The following is a 25,592-nucleotide window of genomic DNA, read 5'->3' on the forward strand; positions in this document are numbered from 1 at the left end:
CGCCCGCCGTCAGCCGCGCGCGGTCGTCGCCGTGGTCTTCGCCAGGTGCAGCCAGGTGTCGACGACGGTGTCCGGGTTCAGCGACATCGACTCGATGCCCTGCGCGACGAGCCACTCGGCGAGGTCGGGGTGGTCACTGGGGCCCTGCCCGCAGATGCCGACGTACTTGCCCCGCTCCAGGCAGGCCGTGATCGCCATCTCCAGCACGGCGAGGACGGCGGGGTTGCGTTCGTCGAAGCTGCCGGCCACCAGGCTGGAGTCGCGGTCCAGGCCGAGGACCAGCTGGGTCATGTCGTTGGAGCCGATGGAGAACCCGTCGACGTGGTCGAGGAACTGGTCGGCCAGCAGGGCGTTGGACGGCAGCTCGCACATCATCACCACCGACAGGTCGTTCTCCCCGCGGCGCAGGCCGTGCTCGCCGAGCAGGCGCACCACCCCCTCAATCTCGGCCACGGTCCGGACGAACGGGATCATGATCTTGACGTTGGTCAGCCCCATCTCGTCCCGGACGTACCGCAGCGCCTCGCACTCCATGGCGAAGCAGTCGGCGAAGTCCGCCGACAGGTACCGCGACGCCCCGCGGTAGCCCAGCATCGGGTTCTCCTCGTGCGGCTCGTAGGCCTCCCCGCCGAGCAGGTTGGCGTACTCGTTGGACTTGAAGTCGCTCATCCGCACGATCACCGGCTCCGGCGCGAACGCCGCGGCGATCATCGACACGCCCTCGGCGACCCGCTGCACGAAGAAGTCGCGGGGTGAGGGGTAGGCGGCGATCCGCTGCTCGATCTCCCGCCGCAGCGGGGCGTCGAGGGTGTCCAGCTCCAGCAGCGCGCGGGGGTGGATGCCGATCTGCCGGTTGATGATGAACTCCAGCCGGGCCAGCCCCACGCCGGCGTGCGGCAGCCGGGAGAAGGCGAACGCCTGCTCCGGCGTGCCCACGTTCATCATGATCTTGGTGGGGATCTCCGGCATCGCGTCGAGCTCGGTCTCGGCGACCTCGAAGTCCACCTCACCGGCGTAGACCAGGCCGGTGTCACCCTCGGCGCAGGAGACGGTCACCGGGTCGCCGTCGTGCAGCGTGCGGGTGGCGGTGCCGGTGCCGACGACGGCGGGGATGCCGAGCTCGCGGGCGATGATCGCCGCGTGGCAGGTGCGGCCACCGCGGTCGGTCACGATCGCCGAGGCGCGCTTCATGATCGGTTCCCAGTCCGGGTCGGTCATGTCCGCGACCAGCACGTCGCCGGGGGCGAAGGAGTCCATCTGGTCGATGTCGCTGAGCACCCGGACCGCGCCCGCGCCGATCTTCTGCCCGATCGCCCGGCCCTCGACCAGCACCTCCCCGGTGCCGGTGAGCCGGTAGCGGGCGGTGGTGCTCCCGGCGCGGGACTGCACCGTCTCCGGGCGCGCCTGCAGGATGAACAGCTCCCCGGTCCGGCCGTCCTTGCCCCACTCGATGTCCATCGGCCGGCCGTAGTGCTCCTCGATCCTGAGCGCGTGGCGGGCCAGTTCGAGCACCTCGTCGTCGGTGAGCGACAACTGCCGGCGGTCGGCGGGGTCGACGTCGACGAACTCCGTCGTCCGGCCCACCTCCGCGTGCTGGGTGTAGACCATCTTGGTGGCCTTCTCCCCCACCCCGCGCTTGAGCACCGCCGCGCGTCCGGCCCGCAGCGCCGGCTTGTAGACGTAGAACTCGTCGGGGTTCACCGCCCCCTGCACGACACCCTCGCCCAGCCCGTAGGCCGAGGTGATGAAGACGGCGTCGTCGAAGCCCGACTCGGTGTCCATGGTGAACAGCACGCCGGACGCGCCGACGTCCGAGCGCACCATCCGCTGCACGCCCGCCGACAGCGACACCGCCTCGTGGTCGAAGCCGTGGTGCACCCGGTAGGCGATGGCCCGGTCGTTGTACAGCGAGGCGTAGACCTCCCGCACCGCCTGCAGCACCGCGTCGATCCCACGCACGTTGAGGAAGGTCTCCTGCTGGCCGGCGAAGGAGGCGTCGGGCAGGTCCTCGGCCGTGGCCGACGACCGGACCGCGAACGAGGCCTCACCCCCACCAGCCTCGGCGTCGTCCCCGGCGAGCTGGGCGTAGGCCGCGCGGATGTCGGCCTCCAGCGCCGGCGGGAACGGCTGCTCGACCACCGCCCGGCGGATCTCGGCGCCGGCCGCGGACAGCGCCCGGACGTCGTCGGTGTCCAGCGAGCGCAGCCGCTCGGCGATCCGGGCGGCCAGCCCGGTGTCGCCGAGGAAGCGCTGGTAGGCCGCCGCCGTGGTGGCGAAGCCGTCGGGCACCCGGACCCCGGCGTCGGCGAGGTGGGAGATCATCTCCCCGAGCGAGGCGTTCTTCCCGCCCACGACCTCCAGGTCACCCAGCCCCAGGTCGGCGAACCAGCGGACGTTGTCGGTGTCGGTGCTCATGGTCATCAGGCGGTCCCTCGTCGTCGGGGGTCTCGGGCGGAGGTGCGGCCGGCGGAACGCCGTTGCCGGGCCAGCGTCTGGATCACCACGGCGGCGATCTCCTCGACCGAGGCCGCGGAGGTGTCCACCGTGGGCAGCGCGTGCGTCTCGTACATCGCCGTCGCCCGGCGCAGCTCGAACCGGCACTGGTCCTCCGAGGCGTACCGCGAGTCCGGGCGCCGCTCCTGCCGGACCCGGCTGAGCCGGGCGACCGTGGTGGTCAGCCCGAAGCAGCGGTCGCGCAGGTCGCGGACCGGGCCGGGGAGGTCGGTGGTCTCCAGGTCCTCGTCGACCAGCGGGTAGTTGGCGACGAACAGGCCGTGCTGCAGGGCCAGGTACATCGCGGTCGGGGTCTTGCCGCAGCGGGAGGGCGCCAGCAGGACGACGTCGGCCCGGTCCAGCCCGCGCGGGCTGAGGCCGTCGTCGTGCTCGATGGCGAACTCGATCGCCGCCATCCGGTCGTTGTACCGCCGGACGTCGCCGACGCCGTGCAGCCGCCGGGCCTCTCGCAGCCCGCGCGCGCCCAGCTGCTCCTCGACCAGGCTCATGTGCAGGCCGAAGAAGTCGATGATCGGGGCCCGGGTCTTCAGCAGCTCCTCGCGCACCTCGTCGACGGCCGCGGTGGTGAACACCAGCGGCGGCACCGGCCCGGCCATCGCCTCGTCGAGCTGGGCGACGACCTCGCGGGCCATCTCGACGGTGGAGATGAACGGGATCAGGGTGCGCTCGAAGTGCACGTCGGGGAACTGGATGAGCAGCGCGTTGCCCATCGTCTCGGCGCTGATCCCGGTGCTGTCGGACAGGAAGAACACCGGCACGACGGCGTCCGGGTCGACGCAGGACGCGGCGACCACACCGGCCGGATCAGGCGTCACGTCAGCACCCCGGGTCTTCCGCGTCGTTGCAGAGGAGAGCGAGCTCGGGCAAGAGCATCACACGCAGGCCCCGAACGCGCGGCCCGGACTCCGCTGCCCGGAAGGGTCGCCGCGCCGGGCACCGGCGCGCTGCGGGTCCCACGGTCAACACCTGACGAACAGGACCAGTCCGTCTCGTTGGCGTTTCGTCTTCTCTCCCGCCCCATCGACCCCTACTGTCGGTTCCAGCACGGACGCGCAGCGTTGCCACCGACGAGTGACAGCCCGGTCCGTCTCCCGCCACCGAGAGGAACACCCCGTGACCCTGCCCCAGCGCTCCCCCGCTCCGGCACTCGCCCGCACCGCCGTCGCCACCTCGCCGCGCCCTGCTTCTCGAGGTGCCGCACCCCACGGGTACGCGCGGCCCACGGTGCCCGGCCCCCGGACGGCGCTGCGCCCGGCGCAGCCGATGCGCCCGGCGCCGGTCCAGCCCATGGGCCAGCGCCCGGCGACCCAGCCGCCGGCGCCGCGCGCGGTCGCCCCGTTCCTCACCGTCGCCGAGGTCGCCGGGATCATGCGGGTGTCGAAGATGACCGTCTACCGCCTCGTGCACGGCGGGGAGCTCGCCGCGGTGCGGGTCGGCCGGTCCTTCCGGGTGCCGGAGCCCGCCGTGCGGGCCTACCTCGCCGAGGCGCGCACCGACCTGGACTGAGCCACCCGCTCGACCCCTGTCGTCGGGGCCCGGCCGCACCTGCGGCCGGGCCCCGACGTCGTCCGCGGGCCGGCACGTGGGCCAGGTCGCCGGGCGCGCAGGTCGTCCGGCCGGACCCGGAGGAGCGCGACGTGCGGGGCCACCGGCAGCCGGGTGCGCCGCACCGGGTGCACGGCACCGTCGCCCCCTCGCTGCCGCGCCGGGTCGCGGCCCGGGCGGTGATCGACCTGACCGGTCGCCTCGGTCAACCGATGACGACGACGAGACCCGGGTGCTCCCGGCAGGCGGCGAGCGCGCGCGCCAGTTCGGACTCGACCGCCGTGGCCGGCACGACCACCACCGGCACACCGGAGGCCTCCAGCGAGGCGACGACCGTCGCGGTGGACCCGTTACCGACCTCCCTCGCCGGTGCAGCTCTCGTCCCGCCCTGCCCGGCGCGGCCTGCGGCGGTGCGGCGGCGCCCCATCTCCTGGGCGGCCGGGTCCGGCTCGTACGCCAGCTCGGCCATCACCGCGGCAACCCGCCGCCGGGTCGCCGGCGCCACCGTGCCGCTCCCGTTCAGCACCCGGGAGACCGTCTGACGGGACACCCCGGCACACCGCGCGACGTCCTCCACCGTCGGCCGCCGGCCACCCCGGGGCGGCTCGGCCAGGGCCGTCATCCCCGCAGCTCCCCGCTCACGACGGGAAGGGGAGGAAGACCCGCATCGTGCTCGGCCCGCGCTGGGCCCACCGGTGGTAGGGCACCAGGGGGAGCCGGACGCGCCGCACCGGCAGGAGCTCGGGCGGCGCGGAACGGTAGGTGGCACCGAAGCCGCCAGGCCCCGCAGCCGGCGTGCGCACCAGCACGGCGTCGACGACGGCGCCGTCGCCGGAGCTCCGCGGGAGAGCGCCTGCGGCGACCCGGACGTCCTCGACCGACGCACCGTCGGGCAGGTCGACCGACTCCAGGCACAGCACCACCGGCCCGCGTTCGACCGCCACGCTCCCCCGGACGGCGTCGATGCGCGGGTCCGGCCAGGTGAACCGGGGTGCCACCGGCAGGGCCAGCGCCACCCGGTCCCCGGGTCGGAACGTCCGGTGCACCTCCGCCCACCCGGGAGCCACCGGGCGGGCGCCGCCACCGTCTTCGACCGTCGCGCCGTCCGCCCAGCCCGGGACCCGCAGCCGCAGCCGCACCGGTCGTCGAGGAGCCCGGGTCACGGTGACCACGACGGCGCCGTCGACCGGGTAGCCGGTCTCCACCCGGAAGCCGAGCACGCCGTTGCCGAGGTCGACCTCGGCCTCCCCCGCGGCGTACTGAAGCAGCTCGACGGCGTCCCCGCTCACCGACAGGGCGTAGCCGTTCCAGCTCGCCAGCGAGCGGGCCACATTGGTCGGGCAGCAGGAGACCTCGAACCAGGGGGCCCGGCCGCCACCCTCGGCCCGGGGGTTCGCCGTGTCCGCGCTGACGTCGCTGGCCGGGACGCGCTGCTGCAGCGGGTTGGCGTAGAAGAAGGCCCGCCCGTCCTCGGCCGGCGAGGTGGCCAGCACGTTGTAGAAGGTGCGTTCCATCAGGTCCGCGTACGCGGGGTCACCCGTGGCCAGGAACAGACGCCAGCTGACCATGTTGGAGGCGACGCCGGCGCACGTCTCGCAGTACGCGCGGTCGGCCGGCAGCTCCCAGTCCTCCCCGAAACCCTCGTCCTGGTGCCGGGAGCCCATCCCGCCGGTGACGTAGGTACGCCGCTCCACCGACCGCGCCCACTGCCGCCGGACGGCGTCGAGCAGCTCGTCGTCGCCGGTGTCCACCGCCACGTCGACGGCTGCCGCCGCGAGGTACAGCGCGCGCACGGCGTGCCCGCGCCACGCATCCGCCTCGCGGACGGGGACGTCGTCCTGGAAGTACGCCGAGCTCAGCAGCGGGATCGGCGTGAGCAACCCGTCCCCGCGGCGCTCGACGAAGAGCTGGGCCTGCGCCACGTAGCGGGGCTCCCCCAGTGCTCGGCCGAACTCGGCCAGCCCCAGCTCGATCTCGGGATGACCGCAGATCGCGTTGCGCGCATCGGGACCGAACTCCCGGCACACGTGGTCGGCTGCCCGCCGGGCGACCTCCACGAAGGAGTCGGTCCCGTGCGTGCGCAGTCGAGCGACGGCTGCCTGGAGGAGGTGTCCGGTGCAGTAGAGCTCGTGCCCCTCCTCGAGGTCGCTGTACCGCTTGGCCTGCCCGACGTGCCCGAAACAGGTGTTCAGGTAGCCGTCCTCGTCCTGCGCCGCAGCGACCCGGGCGGACAGTGCCTCGAACAACTCGCCGGGGGCCGGGTCGCCCGTGCGTCCGTGCTCCCAGGCCAGGGCCTCCATGAGCTTGTAGACCTCGGAGTCGGAGAACTGCCAGCCCGGTCGCGGCCCGTCCGTCGCGTCCTCCGCGACCCGGTCGAAGTTCGCCAGCCAGCCCAGCCGTTCCATCCAGTCCAGGCAGTGCTGGAAGGTGGCGGTCGCGTTGGCGTGCTGCATCCGCCCCCAGAAGCCGGAGCCGGCCAGCTGCAGTTCCTTCAGCCCGGCCCCGCGGCGGGTCGACCGCCGGGGCACGACCGGCTGCGCCGCGGTCCGGTCGCTGGACGTGTGCGTGTCGTGGTGCGTCACCGATCAGTCCTTCACCGCGCCGGCGGTCACGCCGGCAGCCACGTAGCGCTGGGCCACGACGAGCAGGAGGGCGGCCGGGATCGAGGCCACCACGGCAGTCGCCATGATCGAGTTCCACTCCGTCGTGTTGTTGCCGATGTACCGGTAGATGCCGAGGGTGATGGGCACGTGGTCGCCGTTGCGGTTCAGGGTCGAGGCGAAGATGAAGTCCGACCAGGCCCAGAGGAAGGCGAACAGCGACACGGTCAGCACCGAGTTCCGGCTGACCGGCAGCACGATCGACCAGAAGGTGCGCCAGGTGCCGGCGCCGTCCATGGTCGCGGCCTGGAGCAGTTCCTTCGGGATGCCGGACATGAACGCCGTGAAGAGCAGGACCGCGAAGGGCACGGCGATCGTGGTGTCGGCGACGATCAGCCCCCCGAGCGTGTTGAGCGCACCCAGCCGGACGTAGATCGCGTAGAACCCCATCCCCATCACCACGGCGGGGATCATCTGGGCGACCAGCAGCAGGAAGTTCAGCGTGCCGGCGCCCCGCAGGCGCAGCAGGGCCAGGGCGTATCCCGCCGGCGCGGCGATCAGCAGGGTCAGCACGACGCACCCGAACCCGACGACCAGGCTGGTCGCCAGCGCCGGCAGCTGTTCCTGCAGGACGTTCGCGTAACCATCGAGCGTCGGGTTCCACGGGAACCAGTGCGGTGGGTCGCGCCGCAGGTCGCTGGTCCTCGTGAGCGAGACGTTGACCATCCAGTACACCGGGAAGAGCATCACCGCGGTGAACAGCAGCCCGAGGGCCGCCTTCCACGACCACCGCGTCCGGGTCATGACCGCTCCTGACGACGTTGGGTCCAGAGGTAGACGAACCCCAGGACGAGGGCGAGGAGGATCAGCAGGTTGCCGACCGCGGCGGCCGGCGAGAAGTCCGGGCGCCCGGTGCCGAATGCCTCCCGGTAGGACCACACGGCCAGGGTCGTCGAGACGTTGCCGGGGCCACCGGTGGTCATGATCCAGATGACGTCGACGACCTTGAGGGTGTAGACGAGCCCGAGCAGCACCGTGATGGCCGAGACGGGGCGAAGCAGCGGCAGGGTGATGTGCCGGAACTGCTGCCAGGCGGTGGCGCCGTCCAGGGAGGCCGCCTCGTAGGTCTCACCCGGGATGTTCTGCAGCCCCGCGTAGAGGATGACCAGGTTGAACGGGATCCCCAGCCAGATGTTGGCGATGATCACCGAGACGAGCGCCCACTGGGGTGAGGTCAACCAGTTGATCTGACCGACGCCGAACGCTCCGAGGACCGAGTTCACGATGCCGTTGTCGCTGGCCAGCATCCACGCCCAGGTGGACGCGGAGACGATCAGCGGCAGCAGCCAGGGCACCAGGAACAGGGCACGCAGGAGCTCCGACAGCGGGAAGTGCTTGCGGAAGAAGACCGCGAGGCCCAGCCCGATCGTGTACTGGAACGCGATGGACACGAAGGTGAACAGCGCCGTGTTGAGCAGCGCCCTGGGGAAGTCGCCGGACCCGAGCACCTGCGCGTACACGTCGAAGCCGACGAACTCGGCGTTCCCCTGCACGAACGCGCGGATCGTGTAGTCGTGCAGGCTCAGATCGATGTTGCGGTAGAGCGGATAGGCGTAGAACAGCAGCAGGTAGGCGATCAGTGGCGCGGCGAACGCGATCGCCGCCCACTGGGTGCTCCGCACGCGGCGGCGCCGCGGAGGCGGCGGGGCGGCCGGCTCGACACCGGCCGCCCCTGCCTCCCCGCCCGCGGTGCCGAGCGCCACGGGGGTGGATGGCATGCTCGCTCCGATCTGGTCAGAGGGCGGCTAGGACCTCAGTTGGTGCCCGACTCGGCGTCCTGCTGGGCCTCGGCGAGGGCTGCCTCCGGGGACTGCACCCCGGACAGCGCCTCCTGGACGGCGGTCCAGAGCGCCTCGGAGACCACCGGGTAGTCGGTGCCCAGACCGTCGCCGGTCCGGCCCCGGGCCTCGCGGACGGCGTCCACCCAGACCTCCAGGTCCGGGTTCTCCGCGAGCAGCTGCTCCTGCCCCTCGTCCGTCGGCGGGATGTAGTACGCGAAGGTGGTGGCCGTCTCGACGAACCCCTCCGGGGTGGTCATGCACTCGACGATCTGCGTGGTGGTCTCGTAGCGGGCGTCGTCGTCCTGGACCGGGGCGACGATGAACTCGCCACCCGTGGGCGCCGGAGCCGCCCCGCCGTCCTGCGCCGGCAGCTGGATGATGCCGGTCTCGAAGTCCGCCTCGGCCGCGCTGTTGACCTGCCAGGTGCCGTTCTCGGCGAAGGCGAAGTTCCCGGTCAGGAACTCCTCCCACACCGTGTTCTGCGAGTTGTTGATCACCGAGTTCGGTGCGTAGCCGGCGTCCAGCCACCCCTTCCAGAGCTGCAGGGCAGCCAGCGCCTCGGGCGAGTCCAGATCACGCAGGTCCGCCCCCGCGCCCCAGAACCACGGCAGGAACTGGAAGGAACCCTCCTCGGTACCGATGCCGGCGAACGTGATCCCGCCTGCGCCGGTCGCGGTGACCGCCTGCAGCGCGGCGGTCAGGGAGTCCCAGTCGGTGATGCTCGCCGGATCCACGCCGGCGGCGTCCAGGACCCCCTTGTTGTAGTACAGCGCGAGCGTGTTGGCGCCGATCGGGATGCCGTAGGCCTCGCCGTCGACGACCCCGGCGTCGAGGAGGTTCTCCTCGATGCCGGCGGGGTCGAAGCCCAGCTCGTCCATCGTGGTGAGCATCCCGGTGTCCGCCAGGGTCGAGACGGCGGGGTTGTCGAGCAGGATGACGTCGGGAGACGTCCCCTCCTGCGCCGCGAGCAGCGCCTGGTTGGTCAGCTGGGTGGTGTCGTAGGCGGTGCGCTCGATCGCCACGCCGGCCTCGTCGCCGCACGCCTGGACCCGCTGGGCCCAGGCCGAGCTGTCGTTGTGCTGCGGGTAGGGGTCCCACCACGTGTAGGTCGAGTCCGATGCCGTCCCGGACCCGGCGTCGTCCGAGGACGAGCAGGCGGCCGTACCGGCCAGCAGCAGCGTCGTCAGTCCGGCGACACACGCACGACGGGAGTTGAGGTGACGCGTCATTGCGGATTTCCTCCTTGGTGTGCCGACGGCTCCTGGCTGGCCGCCGGGCTGGCTGGGTGGTGGTGCCGCCCGATCAGCGGCCGTGCCCGGTGGCCGCGGCGCGGGGAGCGGCGACGCTCCCCCGGTCGACGAACTCGGGATCGACGAGGCGGACGACGTGGCCGCCCACCGCCTCGTTCGACTGCTCGATGCGCCGGACGAGGTGGTCCACGGCCATCCGGCCGAGACGGTCCGGCGCGCTCTCGATGAACGAGAACGGCAGGGAGAAGGACTTGGCGAACTCGTCGGAGTACCGGCCGATCACCGACAGGTCACCGGGTGAGCCCAGACCTCGGGTGTGCAGGACCGTCGGCAGTGCCGCCGCGGCCGCCTCGTTGTTCAGCAGCAGGCCGGTCGCGTCGGGGTGCGCGTCCAGGAGGGCGTTCAGCTCGGCCCCGATGTGCGGCTGCTGCGAGGAGCCGAAGACGGCGTGCACGGTGATGCCCCGCTGCCGGGCGTGCTCGACGGCCGCGTTCCGCAGCCGCCAGACGTAGGCACCGCCCCGCTCGACCACGTGCTCGGGCTGGGAGACCAGGATGAGCTCCCGGTGGCCGAGCCGGTGGAGCCGCTCGACCATGAGCCGGCCGGTCGCCTCGAAGTCCAGGTCGAAGACGTCGACCCCACGCGGGTCTCCGGGCAACCCGACCAGTGCACCGGGCTGCCCGGCGCTGCGCAGGATGTCCAGCCGGTCGTCGTGCTCGGCGACGTTGAGCAGCACGACGCCGTCGACCATCCGGGAGTCGGTGATCCGGCGGAGAGCCCGGGTGCCGTCCTCCTCGGTGACCAGCAGGATGTCGTACCCGAGCTCCCGCGCGGAGTCCGAGACCCCGAGGATGTACTGCATCATCGCCGGCGCGAACTCGTCGCGGAGGAACTGCGCGAGCAGCCCGATGACCATGGTCTGCGACGTGGCCAGCGCCCGCGCCCCCGCGTTGGGCGTGTAGCCGAGCTCGCGCACGGCAGCCGCGACGCGCTCCCGCACCTCGGTCGAGATCGACCGCTTGCCCGAGAGCGCGTACGACGCCGTGCTCCGTGACACTCCCGCGACACGGGCGACGTCCCCGATGGTGGCCACGCTGCCTCCACTGTCGAACCGGTTCGACGTTCGAACCGGTTCGACTATGACACGTCGTCCCGATCCGCGGCAAGGACCTGATCGGACTGCCCACGCCGGACTGACCACGCCGGTCCGGGTCGCGCGCTCGCCGGCTCCACCACTGCCCCCGGCAGCGGTGGAGCCGGACCGGGGAACGACCGGTCAGGCCGGCGGGCAGGTGCGGTGGATGTCAGTCCAGCCGGTGTATCCGCGCCGCTGCAGGATCTGCAGCAGCCGCGCCGCCCACGGGAACGACTGCACGAACGCCGCGTCCAGCAGGGCGACCAGCTCCTCGCTGATCGGCTGCTCCTCGGCACCGGCGGAGACGGCGGCCGCCTGCGCGAGGAACACCTCCACCCGGTCGGCGAGCTCCGGCAGCCTCGGGTCGTCGGGCCCGCAGTCGGCCAGCTCCCCGATGTCCAGGTAGAGGCGGCGCAGCGTCGGGTCCTCGAGTTGGCGGTGCTTGATCGCCATCATCGGCTCGACCTGCTCCGGCACCTGGGCCGCGATCAGGATCCAGCTGTCCCGCTCGATCTCGACCAGCCGCTCGGGGAAGCCCAGCTCCCGCATGCGGTCGAGGTAGGCGACCGCCACTGGAGGCAGCACCAGGCTCTCCCCCGCGGTGAGCTGGGCGACCCGTGCCCGGTGCCGCTGCCGGTCGCGGATCTCGGCGCGCAGGCGGCGGTCGACCGCCTCGACCGCCGCCGCGAACTCCGCCTCGCCGGCCGTCAGCAGCTCGCGCACCCGCGCCAGCGGCACCCCGGCCTCGGCGAGGGTCCGGATCCGGATCAGCTCCACGACGGCCGCGGCGTCGTAGCGCCGGTACCCGGAGGAGTCCCGCTCGGGCTCGGGCAGCAGCTCCTTCGCGTGGTAGTGCCGGACGGCGCGCACCGTCACCCCGGCGTAGGACGCGAGCTGGCTGATGGTCAGCACGGGCCTGTCCCCTCCCTCGTCGTCGTCAGCCGATCTTCCGCCGGTAGGTGCGCATCGCGAGCAGGTAGGCCACCAGCAGGAGGCCGACGCACCAGGCGACGGCGATCCACCCGTCGTCGCCGACCGGCTGCTCGGCGAACAGGTTGCGCAGCGTGTTCACGATCGGCGTCACCGGCTGGTGCTCGGCGAACCAGCGCACCGGGCCGGGCATGCCCGCGGTGGGCACGAACGCCGAGCTGATGAACGGCAGGAAGATCAGCGGATAGGAGAACCCGCTGACCCCGTCGAGGGAGGTCGCGGTCAGTCCCGGGATGACCGCCAGCCAGGTGAGCGCCAGCGTGAACAGCACCAGGATCCCGAGGACGGCGAGCCACGCGAGCGGCCCCGCGCCGGTGCGGAAGCCCATCGCCACGGCGACGAGGACGACGAGCACCAGCGAGACCAGGTTCGCCACCACCGAGGTCAGCACGTGGCCCCAGAGCACCGCCGAGCGGGCGATCGGCATCGACTGGAACCGCTCGAAGATGCCGCTGGCGACGTCGGTGAAGAGCCGGAAGGCGGTGTAGGCGATCCCGGAGGCGATGGTGATGAGCAGGATCCCGGGCAGCAGGTAGTCGACGTAGGACCCGTCGCCGACCTCGATCGCGCTGCCGAAGACGTAGACGAACAGCAGCAGCATGGCGATCGGCGTGACCGCCGTGGTGATGATCGTGTCCGGGCTGCGCAGGACGTGCCGCAGCGACCGCTTGAGCAGCGTCGTGGTGTCGCGGACGACGTAGGTGGTGGTCATCGCTGCGTCCCCTCCTGCTGGTCGCCGCCGACGATGGCCAGGAAGACGTCCTCCAGGGACGGCTGCTTCTCCACGTACTCGACGGTGGCCGGCGGGAGCAGCTGCCGGAGCTCGGCGAGGCTGCCCTCGGCGATGATCCGGCCCTGGTGGAGCACGGCGATCCGGTCGGCGAGGTGCTCGGCCTCGTCGAGGTACTGGGTGGTGAGCAGCACCGTGGTGCCGCGGCCGGCGAGCTCCCGGACGGTCGCCCAGACCTCGAGCCGCGACTGCGGGTCCAGCCCCGTCGTCGGCTCGTCGAGGAAGAGCACCGGCGGCTCGCCGATGAGGCTCATCGCGATGTCCAGGCGGCGCCGCATGCCCCCCGACCACGTCGACACCCGGCGGCCGGCCGCGTCGGTCAGGTCGAACCGGGCGAGCAGGTCGTCGGCCGTCCGGCCCGGGTCGGGCAGGTGCCGCAGCTGGGCGACGAGCACCAGGTTCTCCCGCCCGGTGAGGAGCTCGTCGACGGCGGCGAACTGCCCGGTGAGGCTGATCGAGCCACGCACCTGCGCGGGCTGGGTGGCGACGTCGTAGCCGTTGACGGTGGCCGTCCCGCCGTCGGCCCGGAGCAGGGTGCACAGGATGCGCACCGTCGTGGTCTTGCCCGCGCCGTTGCTGCCGAGCAGGGCGAGGACGGTGCCGGCGGGGACGGTCAGGTCGACGCCCCCGAGCACGGTGGAGTCGCCGTAGGACTTGGTCAGCCCGGCGATCTCGATGGCTGGTGAAGTGGTCATGGCGGCAGCGTCGGGCCTTGACGCTGCGTCAAGGTCAAGCCCCGGTCACCCCGTCGCAGCACTGTGCGCCCACTGCCCGTTCCCGAGCCGGAGTGGGCACGGGGCGCACAGTGCCCAGGTCGTCAGGCGTCAGCGACGGGTCGCGGCCGGCGACCCCTCGGGCGCGCTCGGCGGCGCCCCTGCCCAGGCGGCCCGGAGCAGCCGCTCGACGCCGTCGCGGGTGACCGGCCGGGGGTTGGCGCCGCCGCCCGAGACGGCCAGCTCGGCGATCCGCGGGACGTCGTCGGCCGCCATGCCCAGCTCGGCCAGCGACCGCGGCGCGCCCAGGCGGCCGGCCAGCTCCCACAGCTCCCGGGCCGGGTCGTCCACCCCGCCCAGCGCGCCACCCAGGGCCCGCACCGCCTCGGCCGCCGCCGGCCCGTTGTACGCCAGGGCGTGCGGCAGCACCACGGCGTGCGTCGGGCCGTGCGGCAGGTCCAGCGCCCCGCCCAGCACGTGGCACAGCCGGTGGTGCAGCGACATCGTCGTCGCGCCGAGCACCGCGCCGCACAGCCAGGCCCCGTACTGGGCGCCGGCCCGGGCGTCCCGGTCGGTTCCGTCCGCGACGACCCTCGGCAGCGCCGCGACCAGCGCCCGCACCCCCTCCGCGGCCATCAGCGACACGAGCGGGGTGGTGTCCGGGGCGTAGAGCCCCTCGACCGCGTGCGCGATCGCGTTCAGCCCGCTCACCACCGACGTCGACGCCGACAGGCCCAGGGTGAGCTCGGCGTCGTAGACGACGGTCCTGGGCAGCACCCGCGGGTCCCGGCCGGTGCGCTTGCGGCCGCCCTCGGTCAGCCCCCACACCGGGGTCATCTCCGAACCGGCGTAGGTGGTCGGGACGGCGACCAGCGGTGGACCGTCCGCCAGCGCGACCGCCTTCCCCAGCCCGATCGCCGAGCCACCGCCCACGGCCACGCAGCCGTCGGCGCCCAGCTCCGCCACCCGAGCGGTGGCCCGCCGGGCGACCTCGACCGGCACGTGCATGCGCGCCTCGGCGACCACGCCGGCCGCCCGCTCCCCCAGCCCGGCCGCGACCGCCCGTCCGGTGGCCTCCTGCCCCGGGGTGCAGAGCACCACGACCCGGGTCATCCCCAGCGCCGCGACCTCCTCGGGGAGCCGGGCCAGCGAGCCCGCGCCGAAGACCACCCGCATCGGCAGCGCCTGGTGGGTGAACGGCCCGATCACGGGGCGCCCGGCTGCACCCGGTCGTCCCGCAGCAGCGACAGGTCGACGGTCAGCGTGCGGAACGGGTTGGTCAGGCCCAGCTCCGCCGCCCGGGCCGGGTCGTCGACCTCGGGCACCTCCCGGACCAGGCTCTCCTTCACCCCGAAGACCGCGTCGGAGTCCAGGTAGGGGCTGTCGGCGACGAACACGTGCGTGGTCACCGTGCGGTGGCCGGGTGCGGCGACGATGACGTGCAGGTGCGCCGGCCGGTAGGGGTGCCGGCCGGTGGCGGCGAGCAGCTGCCCGACCGGCCCGTCGTCGGGGATCGGGTAGTACCGCGGCACCACCGAGCGGAACCAGAAGCGCCCGTCGCCGTCGACGGTGAACATGCCGCGCAGGTTGCCCGCCGGCTGCACGTCGGGCTGCTGGACGTCGTAGAAGCCGTCCTCGTTGGTCTGCCAGACGTCCACCGAGGCGCCGGCCAGCGGCTCGCCGCCGGGGCCGGTCACCCGGCCGGACACCAGGCAGGGGGTGCCCTTGCCGTCCAGGGCGATGTCGTCGCCCAGCGCCCGCGGCGGGGACTCGACCACGTGGAAGGGGCCCAGCACCGTCGACTCGGTCGCGGTGCCGCCGCTGCGGTGGTTGATCGTCTCCACCAGCATCGAGACACCCAGCACGTCGGAGAGCAGGATGAACTCCTGGCGGACGTCGTCGCTCAGCTGACCGGTGCGGGTCAGGAAGTCGATCGCGACGGCCCACTCCTCCTCGGTCAGCTCGACGTCCTTGACGAAGGCGTGCAGGTGCTGGACGAGCGAGGTGAGCACCTGGCGCAGCCGCGGGTCCGGGGTGTCCGCGAAGCTGGCGGCCACGACCTCGGCCGAGTGCTCCTCGCTGAACAGTCCGCTCGTGCTCACGCCTGCACCTCCGACCGGCCGGGCGACGCGCTCACGTGGCCCGGGTCATAGGCTAGCCAGGCCTCCCGGGACCGGAGCAGAGTGGAACACCGTGACGCCCGACCAGGAGCCGACCGGCGCGGACCGCCTCGCCGTGACCTACGAGCACCACGACCACGTCCCGGGCCCGTTCTTCCACGGGACGAAGGCGGCGCTCGACGCCGGCGTCGAGCTCGTACCCGGCCGGGGCTCGAACTTCCAGCAGGGCCGGGTGTCGAACCACGTCTACTTCACCGCGGTCGTGGAGACCGCCGTCTGGGGTGCGGAGCTGGCGACGGCGCTGGCCGGCACCGGCGAGCGGGGGCACGTCTACGTCGTCGAACCGCTGGGCCCCTTCGAGGACGACCCGAACGTCACCGACAAGCGCTTCCCGGGCAACCCGACGCAGTCCTACCGCACCCGCCACCCGCTGCGCGTCGTCCGCGAGCTGGACGACTGGACCGGTCACGACCCGGCCACGCTGGCCGGGATGCTGGACCACCTGGCGCGGCTGCGGGAGCAGGGCCTGGACGTGATCGAGGACTAGCCGCAACTAGTCGATCGGCCCGCTGGGCCAGCGGCCGCACAGGGAACCCGGGCCGGACAGCGGTGCCGCCGGCGCGCCGGGGGCGGAGACCGTGAGGGCCGCAGCCGGAGGGCAGGGACCGTCCGTGTCCGCGATGGCGACCGCTGCCCCGCCGGGCAGCGCGTCGACGGGGATGGTGACGTCGACGGTCGCCGTCGACCGGTCACCCGTGGCGTCGATCCGGGTGAGCTCGATGGACCGGTCGGCCTGGAGGAAGAGCACTGCGGCGTCGGTCCAGGGCTGCTCCACCTCGCCGCTGCCGTCGTCGCAGCCGGACCGCAGCCATTCGCCGGAGACGGTCACCGTCTCACCCGGGGCGGCGGTGGGCTGGGAGATGGACACCAGCGGGCCGACGCACGAGGCGGCGGCGTTGCCGCCCATGACACCCGAGCAACCGCTGGTGGTCAGGGCCAGCGTGACGACCAGGAGTCCAGCCCGGGTGACCATCGCGTGCGGGTGCCCGTCGTTCCTCATGGCCGGTCCCCGCGCCATCTCAGGTGCCGCCGCGCAGCGCGTCGACCGGTTCGATGGCGGCGGCCCGGCGGGCCGGGAGGCCACCGGCGACCAGCCCGAGCACGGCGCCGAGCAGGGCGCCGCCGACGGCGATCCCCGGGTCGATCACCGGCGTCCAGTCGCGCACGACGGAGATGCCGATGACGGCGAAGACGCCGAGCGTGGCGCCGATGAGCCCGCCGAGCAGGCCGATGACCACCGACTCGGCGACGAACTGGCCGGCGATCTGCCGCCGGGTGGCGCCGATCGCGCGGCGCAGCCCGATCTCGCCGACGCGCTCCATCACCGACAGCATCGTGACGTTGGTGATCCCGACGCCGCCGGCGAGCAGCACGATGACCGACAGGATGACGAAGACGCCGTTCACGTCGGCCTGCACGTCGCGCCCCAGCTCGGAGCGGCCGTCGGGGGCGCTGACCTCGAGGCTGTCCGGTTCGTCGGGGGCCAGCGCCAGCGCCGCCTGGGTGCGCAGCTGCGGCCCCGCGCCGATGGCGATGCGGGCCCGGGCGTCACCGGGAGCGCGCAGGCCGAGGTCGGCCCGTGCCGTGCCGGTGGGCACGAGCACCGCGTTGAGCAGCTCGGCGCGGACGTCGAAGGAGTCGACGACGCCCAGCACGGCGTAGGCGATGCCGTCGATGAAGATCGACGGCTGGGTGTCGACCCGGAGCACGCCCAGCCGTTCGGCCGCCCGCGCACCCAGCACGACGACGCGGTCGGCGCGTGCGTCGTGGCCGGCGTCGAGGAACCGGCCGGTGGCCAGCCGCCCGCCGACGGTGTCCAGCAGGTCCGCCGAGGCCGCGTAGACCGGGGGCGCCGCGGTGGGCGGCTGCGACGGGTCGTTCACCGGCACGGCCGTGATCACCGCCTCGGGCAGCGGCACCTCGGTGAGCAGCGCGGCCGACTCGACGCCGGCCAACCGCTCCAGCCGGGCGACCGAGTCCCAGGGCAGCGTGCCGGCGGCGACGGTCGTGCCGCCGCGGGTGTCCGCGGTCGACGGGGTGACGACGAGCTGGGTGGCCGCGGTGCGGTCGAACTGCCGGGCGATCTGACCGGCGGCGGTCTGCGCGAAGCCGATGGTGGCGATCAGCGCGGCGATGCCCAGCACGGTGCCGACGATCGTCGTCACCAGGCGCCCGGGGCGGGAGCCGATGTCCGCGGTCGCCTCACCGAGCAGGTCGCCGAAGCGGAAGCGGTCGGCCGGGTCGACCGGCCGGATGCCCGGCGTACCCGCCGCGGGCCGCGAACGGCGCAGCCGGGCCGGGACGCGCAGCCAGGCCGGGCGCCGGGCGCCGGTCACCCGACCTCGCTCACGCGGCCGTCGGCGAGCCGGATCCGGCGGGAGGCCCGCCGGGCCACGGCGCCGTCGTGGGTGATCACCACGAGGGTCAGCCCGTCGGCGTGCAGCTCCTCGAACAGCGCCATGATCTCCGCCGACGTCGTCTGGTCCAGGTTGCCGGTGGGCTCGTCGGCCAGCAGCACCCGCGGACGGGAGGCCACCGCGCGGGCCACCGCCACCCGCTGCCGCTCACCGCCGGAGAGGGTGCCGGGCAGGAATCCGATGCGGTGGTCCAGCCCGACCCGGTGCAGCGCCTCGCGGGCGCGTGGCTCGCGCTCGGCGCGGGGCGTGCCGTTGTAGAGCATGGGCAGCAGCACGTTCTCCAGCACGGTGCGCCGGGACATCAGGTGGAAGGCCTGGAAGACGAAGCCCAGCTGGCGCGCCCGCACGGCGGCGCGCTCGTCCTCCCCGAGCGCACCGGTCAGCACCCCACCCAGGCGGTACTCCCCCACCGTCGGCCGGTCGAGCAGGCCGAGGATGTTGAGCATCGTCGACTTGCCCGATCCGCTGGGGCCGATGATCGAGACGTACTCGCCGTCGGCGACGGAGACGCTGACGCCCTTGAGCGCCTGCACCTCCGGCGGGCCGGGGAACGACCGGGTGACGTCGCGCAGTTCGATGGCCGGGACCGTCCCCGGGGTGGTCGCCGGCAGCGGTTCGGTGGCCGGCGCCGCCGTCATCGGCCGACCACGACCAGGTCGCCCTCCGCCAGGTCGCCGTCCGCGGGCCGCACCTCGACCGCGCCGTCGGCGGCCAGTCCGGTCTCAACGGTCACCAGGTGCGTCTCGGCCCGGGCACCGTCGCGGGGGTCGCCGTCGACGACCTCGACGCGGGACTCCCCACCCGGACCCGCGGTCAGCGCCGCCAGCGGCACGGAGAGGACGTCGCCCTCGGTGGCGCCGACCGGGATGCCCACGCGCACGTTCGTGCCCTGCAGCTCGGTGACCTGCTCCGGGGTGAGCGGCGCCGGTTCCAGCGCCACGGTCCAGCGGGCGTCCTCGCCCTCCCCCGGGGTGACCTCGGTGATCGTCGCCGCGTGCTCGCCGCCGTCGGGCAGCTCGAACGAGGCGGGCATCCCGGCGCTGAGCAGCCGGGCGTCGGCGGTGGCCACCGTGCCCGACAGCGCCAGCGTCGCGCCCGACACCGTCATGGCCGCACCGTCGAGCACCGACCCGCGCTTCGCCGCCACGGCGTCGACCCGCCGGGGCAGCTGCGCCAGGTAGAGGACCTCCCCGGCGGGCAGGACCGGGAGCACCGCCTCCCGGGCGGCGGCGAGGTCGTCGCGGGCCTGGTCGAGCTGGTCCTGCGCGGCGGCGAGCTGGGCGCGCTGCGCCGCCGTGTCCGGCGCGGCGTCCAGTTCCCGGCGCCGCAGCTGGGCCAGGGCCAGGGTGTCGCGCAGGTCGCCGATCACCACCCGGTCGTCCGGGGTGGTGGCCTGGGCGGCGTCCAGGGCGCGCTGGGCGCTGGCGACGGCGTTGTCCGCCTCGCGCACGTCGACGGCCGACGGTCCGCCCTGGGCACCCGCGAGCTCGACCTGCGCGGCGGCCACCGCCTGCTCCGCGCCCCGCACGGCGTCCTGCGCGGCGCCCACCCCCTCGGCGGCGCCCTCCTCGGGCTCCGGCCGCGGGTAGCCGGCCTGGGCGTAGAGCTCGGTGACCGCGGCGGCGGCGCGCTGGTCGAACACGGCGTCCGCGGGGTCACCGGCGTCGATGCCGACCGCGCGCATGGCCTCCTTGAACTGGACGACGTCCGGCCCGGAGACCCCGATCCGCAGGGTGCGGTAGGCCGGCAGCTCACCGGGCAGCACGACGACCGGCCGGCCGGCCACCTCCAGCGCGACCGCCAGCGGGCCCAGCTCGGCGCCGGTCTCCGGCACCTGCCCGGTGACCACCGCCGGGCCGGAGATGGCCGAGGTGTCCAGGGTGACCTCGACGGAGTCCGCGTACCCGATCTCGCCGCGGATCGTCACGTCGTTGCTCAACGCGCCGAACTCGACGGGCACGGTGACCAGACCGGGCGTGGGTGCCTGCGCCGCGGCGGGGTCGGGTGCGACCACGAAGCGGCCCACCACCAGCCCGGCGACCAGCGCCACCACCGCCACCGCGGCGGTGATCCACAGCGGTCGGTTGCGCTGGAGGGACGCCGGCCAGGTGAGGCGCCGCCCGCGGCGCCCGCCGGTCGCCGCCGCCCCGTCCGCCGCTGCGTCGTCCGGGCCGACGTCGTCCGGGCCGGCGGCCCGGGCGACGACGTCGAAGTGGCTGGTGTTCTCCCGTTCGCTCACGTCAGTCCTGCTCGGCGGCGGCCTTCATGGCCTCCAGCTCGCTCTCGTGGTCGTCGACGAACTGCTGCTCCGCCTCCCGGTTGACCTCGGCGGCGCGGTCGCGGTAGTCGGTCTCCTCCCGGCAGTCCAGGTCCGCGAGAGCCAGCTCGACCTCGCGCTCCGCCAGCGCGTCGCGGGCGGCCTCGTCGGGTTCGCCGGACACCTCGCCGTCCTCGGTGGGCACCATCTCCTCGTAGATCGCGTTGAGGTCCTCGTAGATGGAGTCCTGCGCCTCGTACTGGGTCGCGAAGCCGCCGTGGCCGGCCGCGTCCATGCAGGCGGCCCACTCGGCCTCCAGCTCGGTCATGCCCGGCCAGGACGACATCCCCTCGTAGAACTCGTTCATCGCGTCGAAGAGCGGCTTGAACTCGTCCGACTGGGAGACGTCCTCGCCCTCCACCTCGTGCTGCGCCGCCCCCTGGCACCCGGCGGTCTGCCAGTCGTACTCGTACGAGCCGTCCTCGCCGATCTCCTCCTCGGTGGGCTGGGGACCGTAGAGGGCCTCGTAGAACGCGGCCTGCTCGGACTCCGACAGGCTCATCACGTAGTCGCCGTTCGGGTCGACGTACTCCTCTTCCGGCTGGACCGGCTCCTCGCTGAACGGGGAATTGACCGCGCCGTAGCCGTACTGGCTGACCCACTCGCGGTCGTCGGGTTCCCACTCGGTCCCGTCGCCACTGGAGAACGACGACGACTGGGTGTCGGGGGTGTACTCGAAGCCCTGCTCCTGCATGCACTGCGCGACGAGCTCTTCCCGCTCCGCCTGCTGCTCGGTGAACTGCTGCTCCTGCTCCTCGGGAGAGAGGTCACCGCCGTAGACGGCGTTCATGTACTCGGCGAGCGGGGACTCCTGCTCCGCGGCCGCGGGATCGTCCTCCGATCCTCCCGAACAACCGGCCAGGACCACGGCCAGAACGGTGAATGCCGACAGAGCGGCCGAGGTGCGGCGAATGCGCATGAGATCTCTCCCTGGGGGCTGTTGGCGCAGACCGTAGCGGGCATGGGCGACCTTCCACGCCATTCCCGAGTCGGATATCTCGCGTCGGTTCCTACGACCTGCGGATGACGCTGTCCGGGGCGCTGACCAGGGGCGGGTTTCCCCTGCGGCCCCCCGCGGGGAGACAGCGGACCTGCCCGTCGGAGGCGCCGCACCCGCGCTGCCGCCGTCCCGACCCGACCCGTGGAGGACCCGTGACCGACCAGAACCGCCTGCGCTCCATCGCCCGCATCGCCCTGGGGTCCACGCTGGTGTTCGCCGGCACCAGCCACCTGACGTTCGCGCGGGAGGAGTTCCGCGCCCAGGTGCCGCCGTGGGTGCCGCTGGACGTGGACGACGTGGTGCTGATGTCCGGCGTGGTGGAGGTGGGCCTCGGCGCGATCCTGGTCGCACTGCCCCGTGAGCAGCGCCGGATCGGCGCGCTGGCTGCGGCGTTCTTCACCGCGATCGTGCCGGGGAACGTCGCCCAGTACACCCAGCACCGCGACGCCTTCGGGCTGGACACCGACGCCAAGCGGGCCCTGCGCCTGCTCGGTCAGCCGGTGCTGGTGGCCTGGGCGTGGTGGTCGACGCGCACCCGCACGCCCTGATCTCGCGAGCCAGCCGTGCGCCCCGGTGCCCGGGAAGCACGGACGCCCCTCGCGGTGTTCTGCTGTCGACGACCGATCGAAGAGGAGAGACACGTTGAGCACAGAGACCGCGATCCTCGCCGGCGGCTGCTTCTGGGGTGCCCAGGACCTGCTGCGCAAGCGTCCCGGGGTGATCTCCAGCCGGGTGGGCTACTCCGGTGGCGACACCCCCAACGCCACCTACCGCAACCACGGTGACCACGCCGAGGCCGTCGAGATCGTCTTCGACCCCCAGGTGATCTCCTACCGCGAGCTGCTGGAGTTCTTCTTCCAGATCCACGACCCGTCGACCAAGGACCGGCAGGGCAACGACGTCGGCCGCAGCTACCGCTCGGCGATCTACTACACCTCCGAGGAGCAGCAGCGCGTCGCCCTGGACACGATCGCGGACGTCGACGCCTCGGGCATCTGGCCGGGGAAGGTCGTGACCGAGGTCGAGCCGGCCGGCGACTTCTGGGAGGCCGAGGAGGAGCACCAGGACTACCTGCAGAAGATCCCGTTCGGCTACACCTGCCACTTCGTGCGGCCGGACTGGGTGCTCCCCCGCCGCGAGGCGCACACCGCCTGAGCCCGGCGACCGCGGCCGGCCCGACTCCTCCGTCGGGCCGGCCGCGTCGTCACGCCTGGACCTCGATCATCCGGCTCGCTGTCCCGATGGGTCACGACTGTCTTCCCGGCGCCGTCGACGGCGCAGGGCAAAGGTGCGGACAGTTGACAGGTCGGCTAATGCTGCTAGCTTCTAGCTAACGCAGTAAGCCACTGCGGCATCGCATGCCGGGAGGCAGCCATGACCGAACACCTGACGCTCGACGGCGGCACCCTCGCCTACGACCTGACCGGGACAACCGGGCCGCTCATGGTGCTCGCCCACGGCATGGGCGACAGCCGGGAGGCCTTCCGGTTCCTCGTCCCCACCCTGGTCGAGGCCGGCTACCGGGTCGCCGCGGTGGACCTGCGCGGCTGCGGTGAGTCCAGCGCCGCGTGGGCGTCCTACACGCGCACCGACATCGCCGGCGACCTCCTCGCGCTGGTGCGCCATCTCGGCGGCCCGGCCGTGCTGGTCGGCCACTCCATCGCCGGTGGCGCGGTCACCATCGCCGCCGCAACGGCACCGGAGCTGGTCACGGCGATCGTCGAGCTGGCGCCGTTCACCCGCAAGCAGTCGATGAGCCTCCGCGATCTGCGCGTCGCCTCGTACCGCCGCGGCATGCGCCACCTGCTCGGCACCACCCTGCTCGGCAGCACCAGACAGTGGGCGAAGTACCTCGACGTCGCCTACCCCGGCCCCAGGCCGGCCGACTGGGACACCCGGCTCGGCCAGATCACCGCGATGCTGGCCGAGCCGGGACGGATGAAGGCCATGCAGGCGATGGGCAGGACCCCGCCCGTCGACGCCGGGGAGCAGCTGCGCAACGTCCGCTGCCCGGTCCTGGTCGTCGAGGGCAGTGCCGACCCCGACTGGGCCGCACCGCAGGCCGAGGGCGAGGCCATCATCGCCGACCTGCCCACGGGGCTGGGCAGGCTGGTGATCATCGACGATGCCGGGCACTACCCGCACGTGCAGTTCCCCGCCGAGGTCGCCACCGCGGTGCTGACCTTCCTGGTCGGCACCTCCCAGGACGGCGACCGTGCCTAGGGCCGGGCTGGGCACGGCCGCGGTGGTCGCGGCCGGCGCCGATCTCGCCGACGAGATCGGCTTCTCCGACCTGACCATGGGCCGACTCGCCGAACGGGTCGGGGTCCGCACCCCCTCGCTCTACAAGCACGTCACCAGCCAGGAGGACCTCAACCGCCGCATCGCGGCCCTCGCCCTGGACGAGGCCGCCGAGGCGATCGGCGCGGCCATCCAGGGCCTCGCGGGCCGGGACGCCCTACGGGCCGCAGCCCGCGCACTGCGCGACTTCATCCTCGCCCACCCCGGCCGGTACGCCGCCACCATCGGCATGGAACCCACCAGTCCCGACGACCCGATCGCCCTGGCCGCCGCGAGGTTGCTCGCGCCCTTCACGGCCGCGCTCCGCGGTTACGACGTCGCGCCGGCTGACACGACCCATGCCCTCCGGGCGCTGCGCAGCATCTTCCACGGCTTCGCCACCATCGAGGCCGCCGGCGGCTTCCAGTGGTCCACCGGCACCGACGAGAGCTTCGAGTGGCTCATCGACCTCGTCGACCTCGGGCTGCGCGCACGACCCGCAGAGCGGACACCCCGCGCATGACCGGCACCGTCGTCCCGACCGCCACGTCACCGGGCGTGGTCACCGGCCGGCCCCGGGCCTGGCTGCAGGCCGAGGGCATCGCCCTCGCCGCCGCCGGCCTCATCGCCCACGGCTCCACCGGTGCGCCCTGGTGGCTGGTCCCGGCGCTCTTCCTGGTGCCCGATCTGGCGATGCTCGGCTACCTCGCCGGCGACCGCGTGGGCGCCTGGACCTACAACCTGTCGCACACCGCACCCCTGGCGGTGGTGCTGCTGGCCGCCGGCCTGGGCTGGGACGTCGCCGCCCTCACCGTCGCCGGCGCCGTCGGCCTGGTGCACGTCGGGCTCGACCGCGCCCTGGGTTACGGCGTCAAGTACGACGACGGCTTCGGCCACACCCACCTGGGCATGAAGGGCCCCGCCGGCCCGGACCGCCCCTGAGCGGCCGGGCAGACGGTCAGGGCCAGCCCGGGCGGTCGGCACCGGCGACTGCCGCCCGGGCACAGCGGTCGGACAGCGTGCCGAACGCCTCCGCGAGAGCCGCCGGGCTGACGGCGTCGACGTCCGTGTCGTAGCGGGCGACGGCAGCGGCGAGGCCCACCCAGGACCAGGCGCCGAGGGTGAGCCGGCAGCGGTCGGGGCCGAGCGGCTCGACCACGCCGTCGTGGGCGAAGGGGGCCACCCGGGACGCCGGCAGACCGAGTTCGACGGTGCCCGTGCACGGCCAGCTGTCGGCGTCGCTGGTGCTGCCCTTGAAGACGCCGTTGACGAAGGCGGCGAGATCGCCACCGGGCAGCTCCCGCGGGGTGAAACGGGGCCCCGTCGGGGTGCGCGGGGTGATCCGGTCGCAGCGGAAGGTCCGCCAGTCGGCCCGCTCGAGGTCGAAGGCGACCAGGTACCAGCGGCCGCTCCGGGTGACCAGGTGGTGTGGTTCGGCTCGCCGGGGCGGGACGAGCGCATCGCGGGGGCCCTCGGGGTCGGCGGCGGAGTCGTGATCTGCGGAGGCGTAGTCGAACCGGACCACCTCGCGGGCGCGGATGGCCGCCGTCAGCGCGACCAGCACCGCCGGGTCGACCTCGGGAGCCGCGCCACCGGGAACGGGCGTCACCTGGACGGCGTCGACCCGGTGCCGGAGCCGGGCGGGCATCACCTGGCGGACGGTGGTCAGCGCGCGGGCCGCGGCCTCGCCGATGCCCGCCCCGCTGGCGGTGGCCAGTTGCAGCGCCACGGCCAGGGCGACGGCCTGGTCGTCGTCGAACAGCAGTGGCGGCAGGTCGGCGCCGGCATCCAGGCGGTAGCCACCGTCGGGCCCCTTGAACGCCTGGACCGGATAGCCCAGCTCGCGGAGGCGGTCGACGTCCCGGCGCACGGTGCGCGGGCTGACGTCGAGCCGCTCGGCCAGGGTGCTGCCCGGCCAGTCCCGGCGCGCCTGCAGCAGGGACAGCAGGGTCAGCAGTCGGGACGAGGTGCCGTTGCGGTCGGACATGTCCTCATCATGCCCGAGAAGAGGACCGATCCT

26 protein-coding genes are annotated in these 25,592 nt (G+C 73.5%); 7 read left to right on the forward strand and 19 right to left on the reverse strand.

Annotated elements, in window-relative coordinates; genetic code table 11:
* Positions 1-9 precede the first annotated feature (9 nt).
* On the reverse strand, positions 10-2,421 hold the full coding sequence (gene ppsA, locus JD78_RS08995) for a phosphoenolpyruvate synthase (protein WP_153358827.1): 2,412 nt from the start codon (positions 2,419-2,421) through the stop codon (positions 10-12).
* The gene (locus JD78_RS09000) at positions 2,421-3,329 is read right to left on the reverse strand and encodes a pyruvate, water dikinase regulatory protein (protein ID WP_228395045.1); all 909 of its coding nucleotides are present in this window, start codon (positions 3,327-3,329) and stop codon (positions 2,421-2,423) included. The genes ppsA and JD78_RS09000 overlap by 1 nt, the downstream gene beginning before the upstream one ends.
* A gap of 298 nt (positions 3,330-3,627) precedes the next feature.
* On the opposite strand from JD78_RS09000, the gene JD78_RS22955 reads away from it, so the two are divergent.
* Positions 3,628-4,020, forward strand: a complete 393-nt coding sequence (locus tag JD78_RS22955) for a helix-turn-helix domain-containing protein (protein ID WP_228395044.1) — start codon at positions 3,628-3,630, stop codon at positions 4,018-4,020.
* 244 nt (positions 4,021-4,264) lie between these two features.
* Here JD78_RS22955 and JD78_RS09010 read toward each other — a convergent pair whose 3' ends face one another.
* The 11 genes from JD78_RS09010 to JD78_RS09060 form a co-directional block, all read right to left on the reverse strand.
* Positions 4,265-4,681, reverse strand: a complete 417-nt coding sequence (locus JD78_RS09010; protein ID WP_153358825.1) for a LacI family DNA-binding transcriptional regulator — start codon at positions 4,679-4,681, stop codon at positions 4,265-4,267.
* 16 nt (positions 4,682-4,697) lie between these two features.
* Positions 4,698-6,641 carry a glycoside hydrolase family 127 protein gene (locus JD78_RS09015; RefSeq protein WP_153358823.1) on the reverse strand — a complete coding sequence of 648 codons (1,944 nt, stop codon included), beginning with the start codon at positions 6,639-6,641 and terminating at the stop codon, positions 4,698-4,700.
* Positions 6,642-6,644: 3 nt separating this feature from the next.
* Positions 6,645-7,463 carry a carbohydrate ABC transporter permease gene (locus JD78_RS09020; RefSeq protein ID WP_153358821.1) on the reverse strand — a complete coding sequence of 273 codons (819 nt, stop codon included), beginning with the start codon at positions 7,461-7,463 and terminating at the stop codon, positions 6,645-6,647.
* Positions 7,460-8,437, reverse strand: coding sequence for a carbohydrate ABC transporter permease (locus JD78_RS09025; protein WP_153358819.1), 978 nt, complete (start codon positions 8,435-8,437; stop codon positions 7,460-7,462). The genes JD78_RS09020 and JD78_RS09025 overlap by 4 nt, the downstream gene beginning before the upstream one ends.
* Positions 8,438-8,472: 35 nt before the next feature.
* Complete coding sequence (locus JD78_RS09030; protein WP_153358816.1) at positions 8,473-9,729, reverse strand: sugar ABC transporter substrate-binding protein; 1,257 nt, start codon at positions 9,727-9,729, stop codon at positions 8,473-8,475.
* A 73-nt stretch (positions 9,730-9,802) separates the two neighbouring features.
* Positions 9,803-10,843, reverse strand: a complete 1,041-nt coding sequence (locus JD78_RS09035) for a LacI family DNA-binding transcriptional regulator (protein WP_153358814.1) — start codon at positions 10,841-10,843, stop codon at positions 9,803-9,805.
* A gap of 183 nt (positions 10,844-11,026) precedes the next feature.
* Positions 11,027-11,797 (reverse strand): MerR family transcriptional regulator, encoded by a 771-nt coding sequence (locus tag JD78_RS09040; protein ID WP_153358813.1) that lies wholly within the window; start codon positions 11,795-11,797, stop codon positions 11,027-11,029.
* 25 nt (positions 11,798-11,822) lie between these two features.
* Positions 11,823-12,587 carry an ABC transporter permease gene (locus JD78_RS09045; protein WP_153358812.1) on the reverse strand — a complete coding sequence of 255 codons (765 nt, stop codon included), beginning with the start codon at positions 12,585-12,587 and terminating at the stop codon, positions 11,823-11,825.
* The gene (locus tag JD78_RS09050; protein ID WP_153358811.1) at positions 12,584-13,360 is read right to left on the reverse strand and encodes an ABC transporter ATP-binding protein; all 777 of its coding nucleotides are present in this window, start codon (positions 13,358-13,360) and stop codon (positions 12,584-12,586) included. The genes JD78_RS09045 and JD78_RS09050 overlap by 4 nt, the downstream gene beginning before the upstream one ends.
* 129 nt (positions 13,361-13,489) lie before the next feature.
* Positions 13,490-14,587, reverse strand: a complete 1,098-nt coding sequence (locus tag JD78_RS09055; protein WP_153358810.1) for a maleylacetate reductase — start codon at positions 14,585-14,587, stop codon at positions 13,490-13,492.
* Complete coding sequence (locus tag JD78_RS09060; protein WP_153358809.1) at positions 14,584-15,480, reverse strand: intradiol ring-cleavage dioxygenase; 897 nt, start codon at positions 15,478-15,480, stop codon at positions 14,584-14,586. The genes JD78_RS09055 and JD78_RS09060 overlap by 4 nt, the downstream gene beginning before the upstream one ends.
* Positions 15,481-15,613: 133 nt before the next feature.
* On the opposite strand from JD78_RS09060, the gene arr reads away from it, so the two are divergent.
* Positions 15,614-16,045: an NAD(+)--rifampin ADP-ribosyltransferase gene (arr, locus tag JD78_RS09065; RefSeq protein ID WP_153358978.1), complete on the forward strand. Its 432-nt coding sequence runs from the start codon at positions 15,614-15,616 to the stop codon at positions 16,043-16,045.
* Positions 16,046-16,051: 6 nt separating this feature from the next.
* Here arr and JD78_RS09070 read toward each other — a convergent pair whose 3' ends face one another.
* From JD78_RS09070 to JD78_RS09090, 5 genes are read right to left on the reverse strand one after another with little or no spacing between them, the layout of a single operon-like run.
* On the reverse strand, positions 16,052-16,558 hold the full coding sequence (locus tag JD78_RS09070) for a hypothetical protein (protein ID WP_153358808.1): 507 nt from the start codon (positions 16,556-16,558) through the stop codon (positions 16,052-16,054).
* Positions 16,559-16,577: 19 nt separating this feature from the next.
* Positions 16,578-17,894: an ABC transporter permease gene (locus JD78_RS09075; RefSeq protein ID WP_208104058.1), complete on the reverse strand. Its 1,317-nt coding sequence runs from the start codon at positions 17,892-17,894 to the stop codon at positions 16,578-16,580.
* On the reverse strand, positions 17,891-18,613 hold the full coding sequence (locus tag JD78_RS09080) for an ABC transporter ATP-binding protein (protein WP_166521097.1): 723 nt from the start codon (positions 18,611-18,613) through the stop codon (positions 17,891-17,893). Before JD78_RS09080 ends, JD78_RS09075 begins: the two co-directional genes overlap by 4 nt.
* Positions 18,610-20,214, reverse strand: a complete 1,605-nt coding sequence (locus JD78_RS09085; protein WP_208104059.1) for an efflux RND transporter periplasmic adaptor subunit — start codon at positions 20,212-20,214, stop codon at positions 18,610-18,612. The genes JD78_RS09080 and JD78_RS09085 overlap by 4 nt, the downstream gene beginning before the upstream one ends.
* A 1-nt stretch (position 20,215) precedes the next feature.
* A complete protein-coding gene (locus JD78_RS09090) occupies positions 20,216-21,211 on the reverse strand; it encodes a hypothetical protein (RefSeq protein WP_153358807.1) in 996 nt (331 codons plus the stop codon).
* 233 nt (positions 21,212-21,444) lie between these two features.
* On the opposite strand from JD78_RS09090, the gene JD78_RS09095 reads away from it, so the two are divergent.
* From JD78_RS09095 to JD78_RS09115, 5 genes are all read left to right on the forward strand, one after another.
* Complete coding sequence (locus JD78_RS09095; protein WP_153358805.1) at positions 21,445-21,840, forward strand: DoxX family protein; 396 nt, start codon at positions 21,445-21,447, stop codon at positions 21,838-21,840.
* Positions 21,841-21,934: 94 nt separating this feature from the next.
* Entirely contained in the window at positions 21,935-22,447 is a 513-nt protein-coding gene (gene msrA, locus JD78_RS09100; protein ID WP_153358804.1) for a peptide-methionine (S)-S-oxide reductase MsrA, read from the forward strand.
* Positions 22,448-22,666: 219 nt separating this feature from the next.
* The gene (locus JD78_RS09105) at positions 22,667-23,515 is read left to right on the forward strand and encodes an alpha/beta fold hydrolase (protein ID WP_153358803.1); all 849 of its coding nucleotides are present in this window, start codon (positions 22,667-22,669) and stop codon (positions 23,513-23,515) included.
* Positions 23,508-24,095, forward strand: a complete 588-nt coding sequence (locus JD78_RS09110) for a TetR/AcrR family transcriptional regulator (RefSeq protein WP_228395041.1) — start codon at positions 23,508-23,510, stop codon at positions 24,093-24,095. Before JD78_RS09105 ends, JD78_RS09110 begins: the two co-directional genes overlap by 8 nt.
* Positions 24,092-24,514 (forward strand): DUF4260 domain-containing protein, encoded by a 423-nt coding sequence (locus JD78_RS09115; RefSeq protein ID WP_153358802.1) that lies wholly within the window; start codon positions 24,092-24,094, stop codon positions 24,512-24,514. The genes JD78_RS09110 and JD78_RS09115 overlap by 4 nt, the downstream gene beginning before the upstream one ends.
* 16 nt (positions 24,515-24,530) lie before the next feature.
* Here the strand turns inward: JD78_RS09115 and JD78_RS09120 are convergent, their stop codons facing one another.
* Positions 24,531-25,559: a helix-turn-helix transcriptional regulator gene (locus JD78_RS09120; protein WP_153358801.1), complete on the reverse strand. Its 1,029-nt coding sequence runs from the start codon at positions 25,557-25,559 to the stop codon at positions 24,531-24,533.
* Positions 25,560-25,592: the final 33 nt, after the last annotated feature.

This window comes from Modestobacter roseus (assembly GCF_007994135.1).
In the GTDB taxonomy this organism is placed as follows: domain Bacteria; phylum Actinomycetota; class Actinomycetes; order Mycobacteriales; family Geodermatophilaceae; genus Modestobacter; species Modestobacter roseus.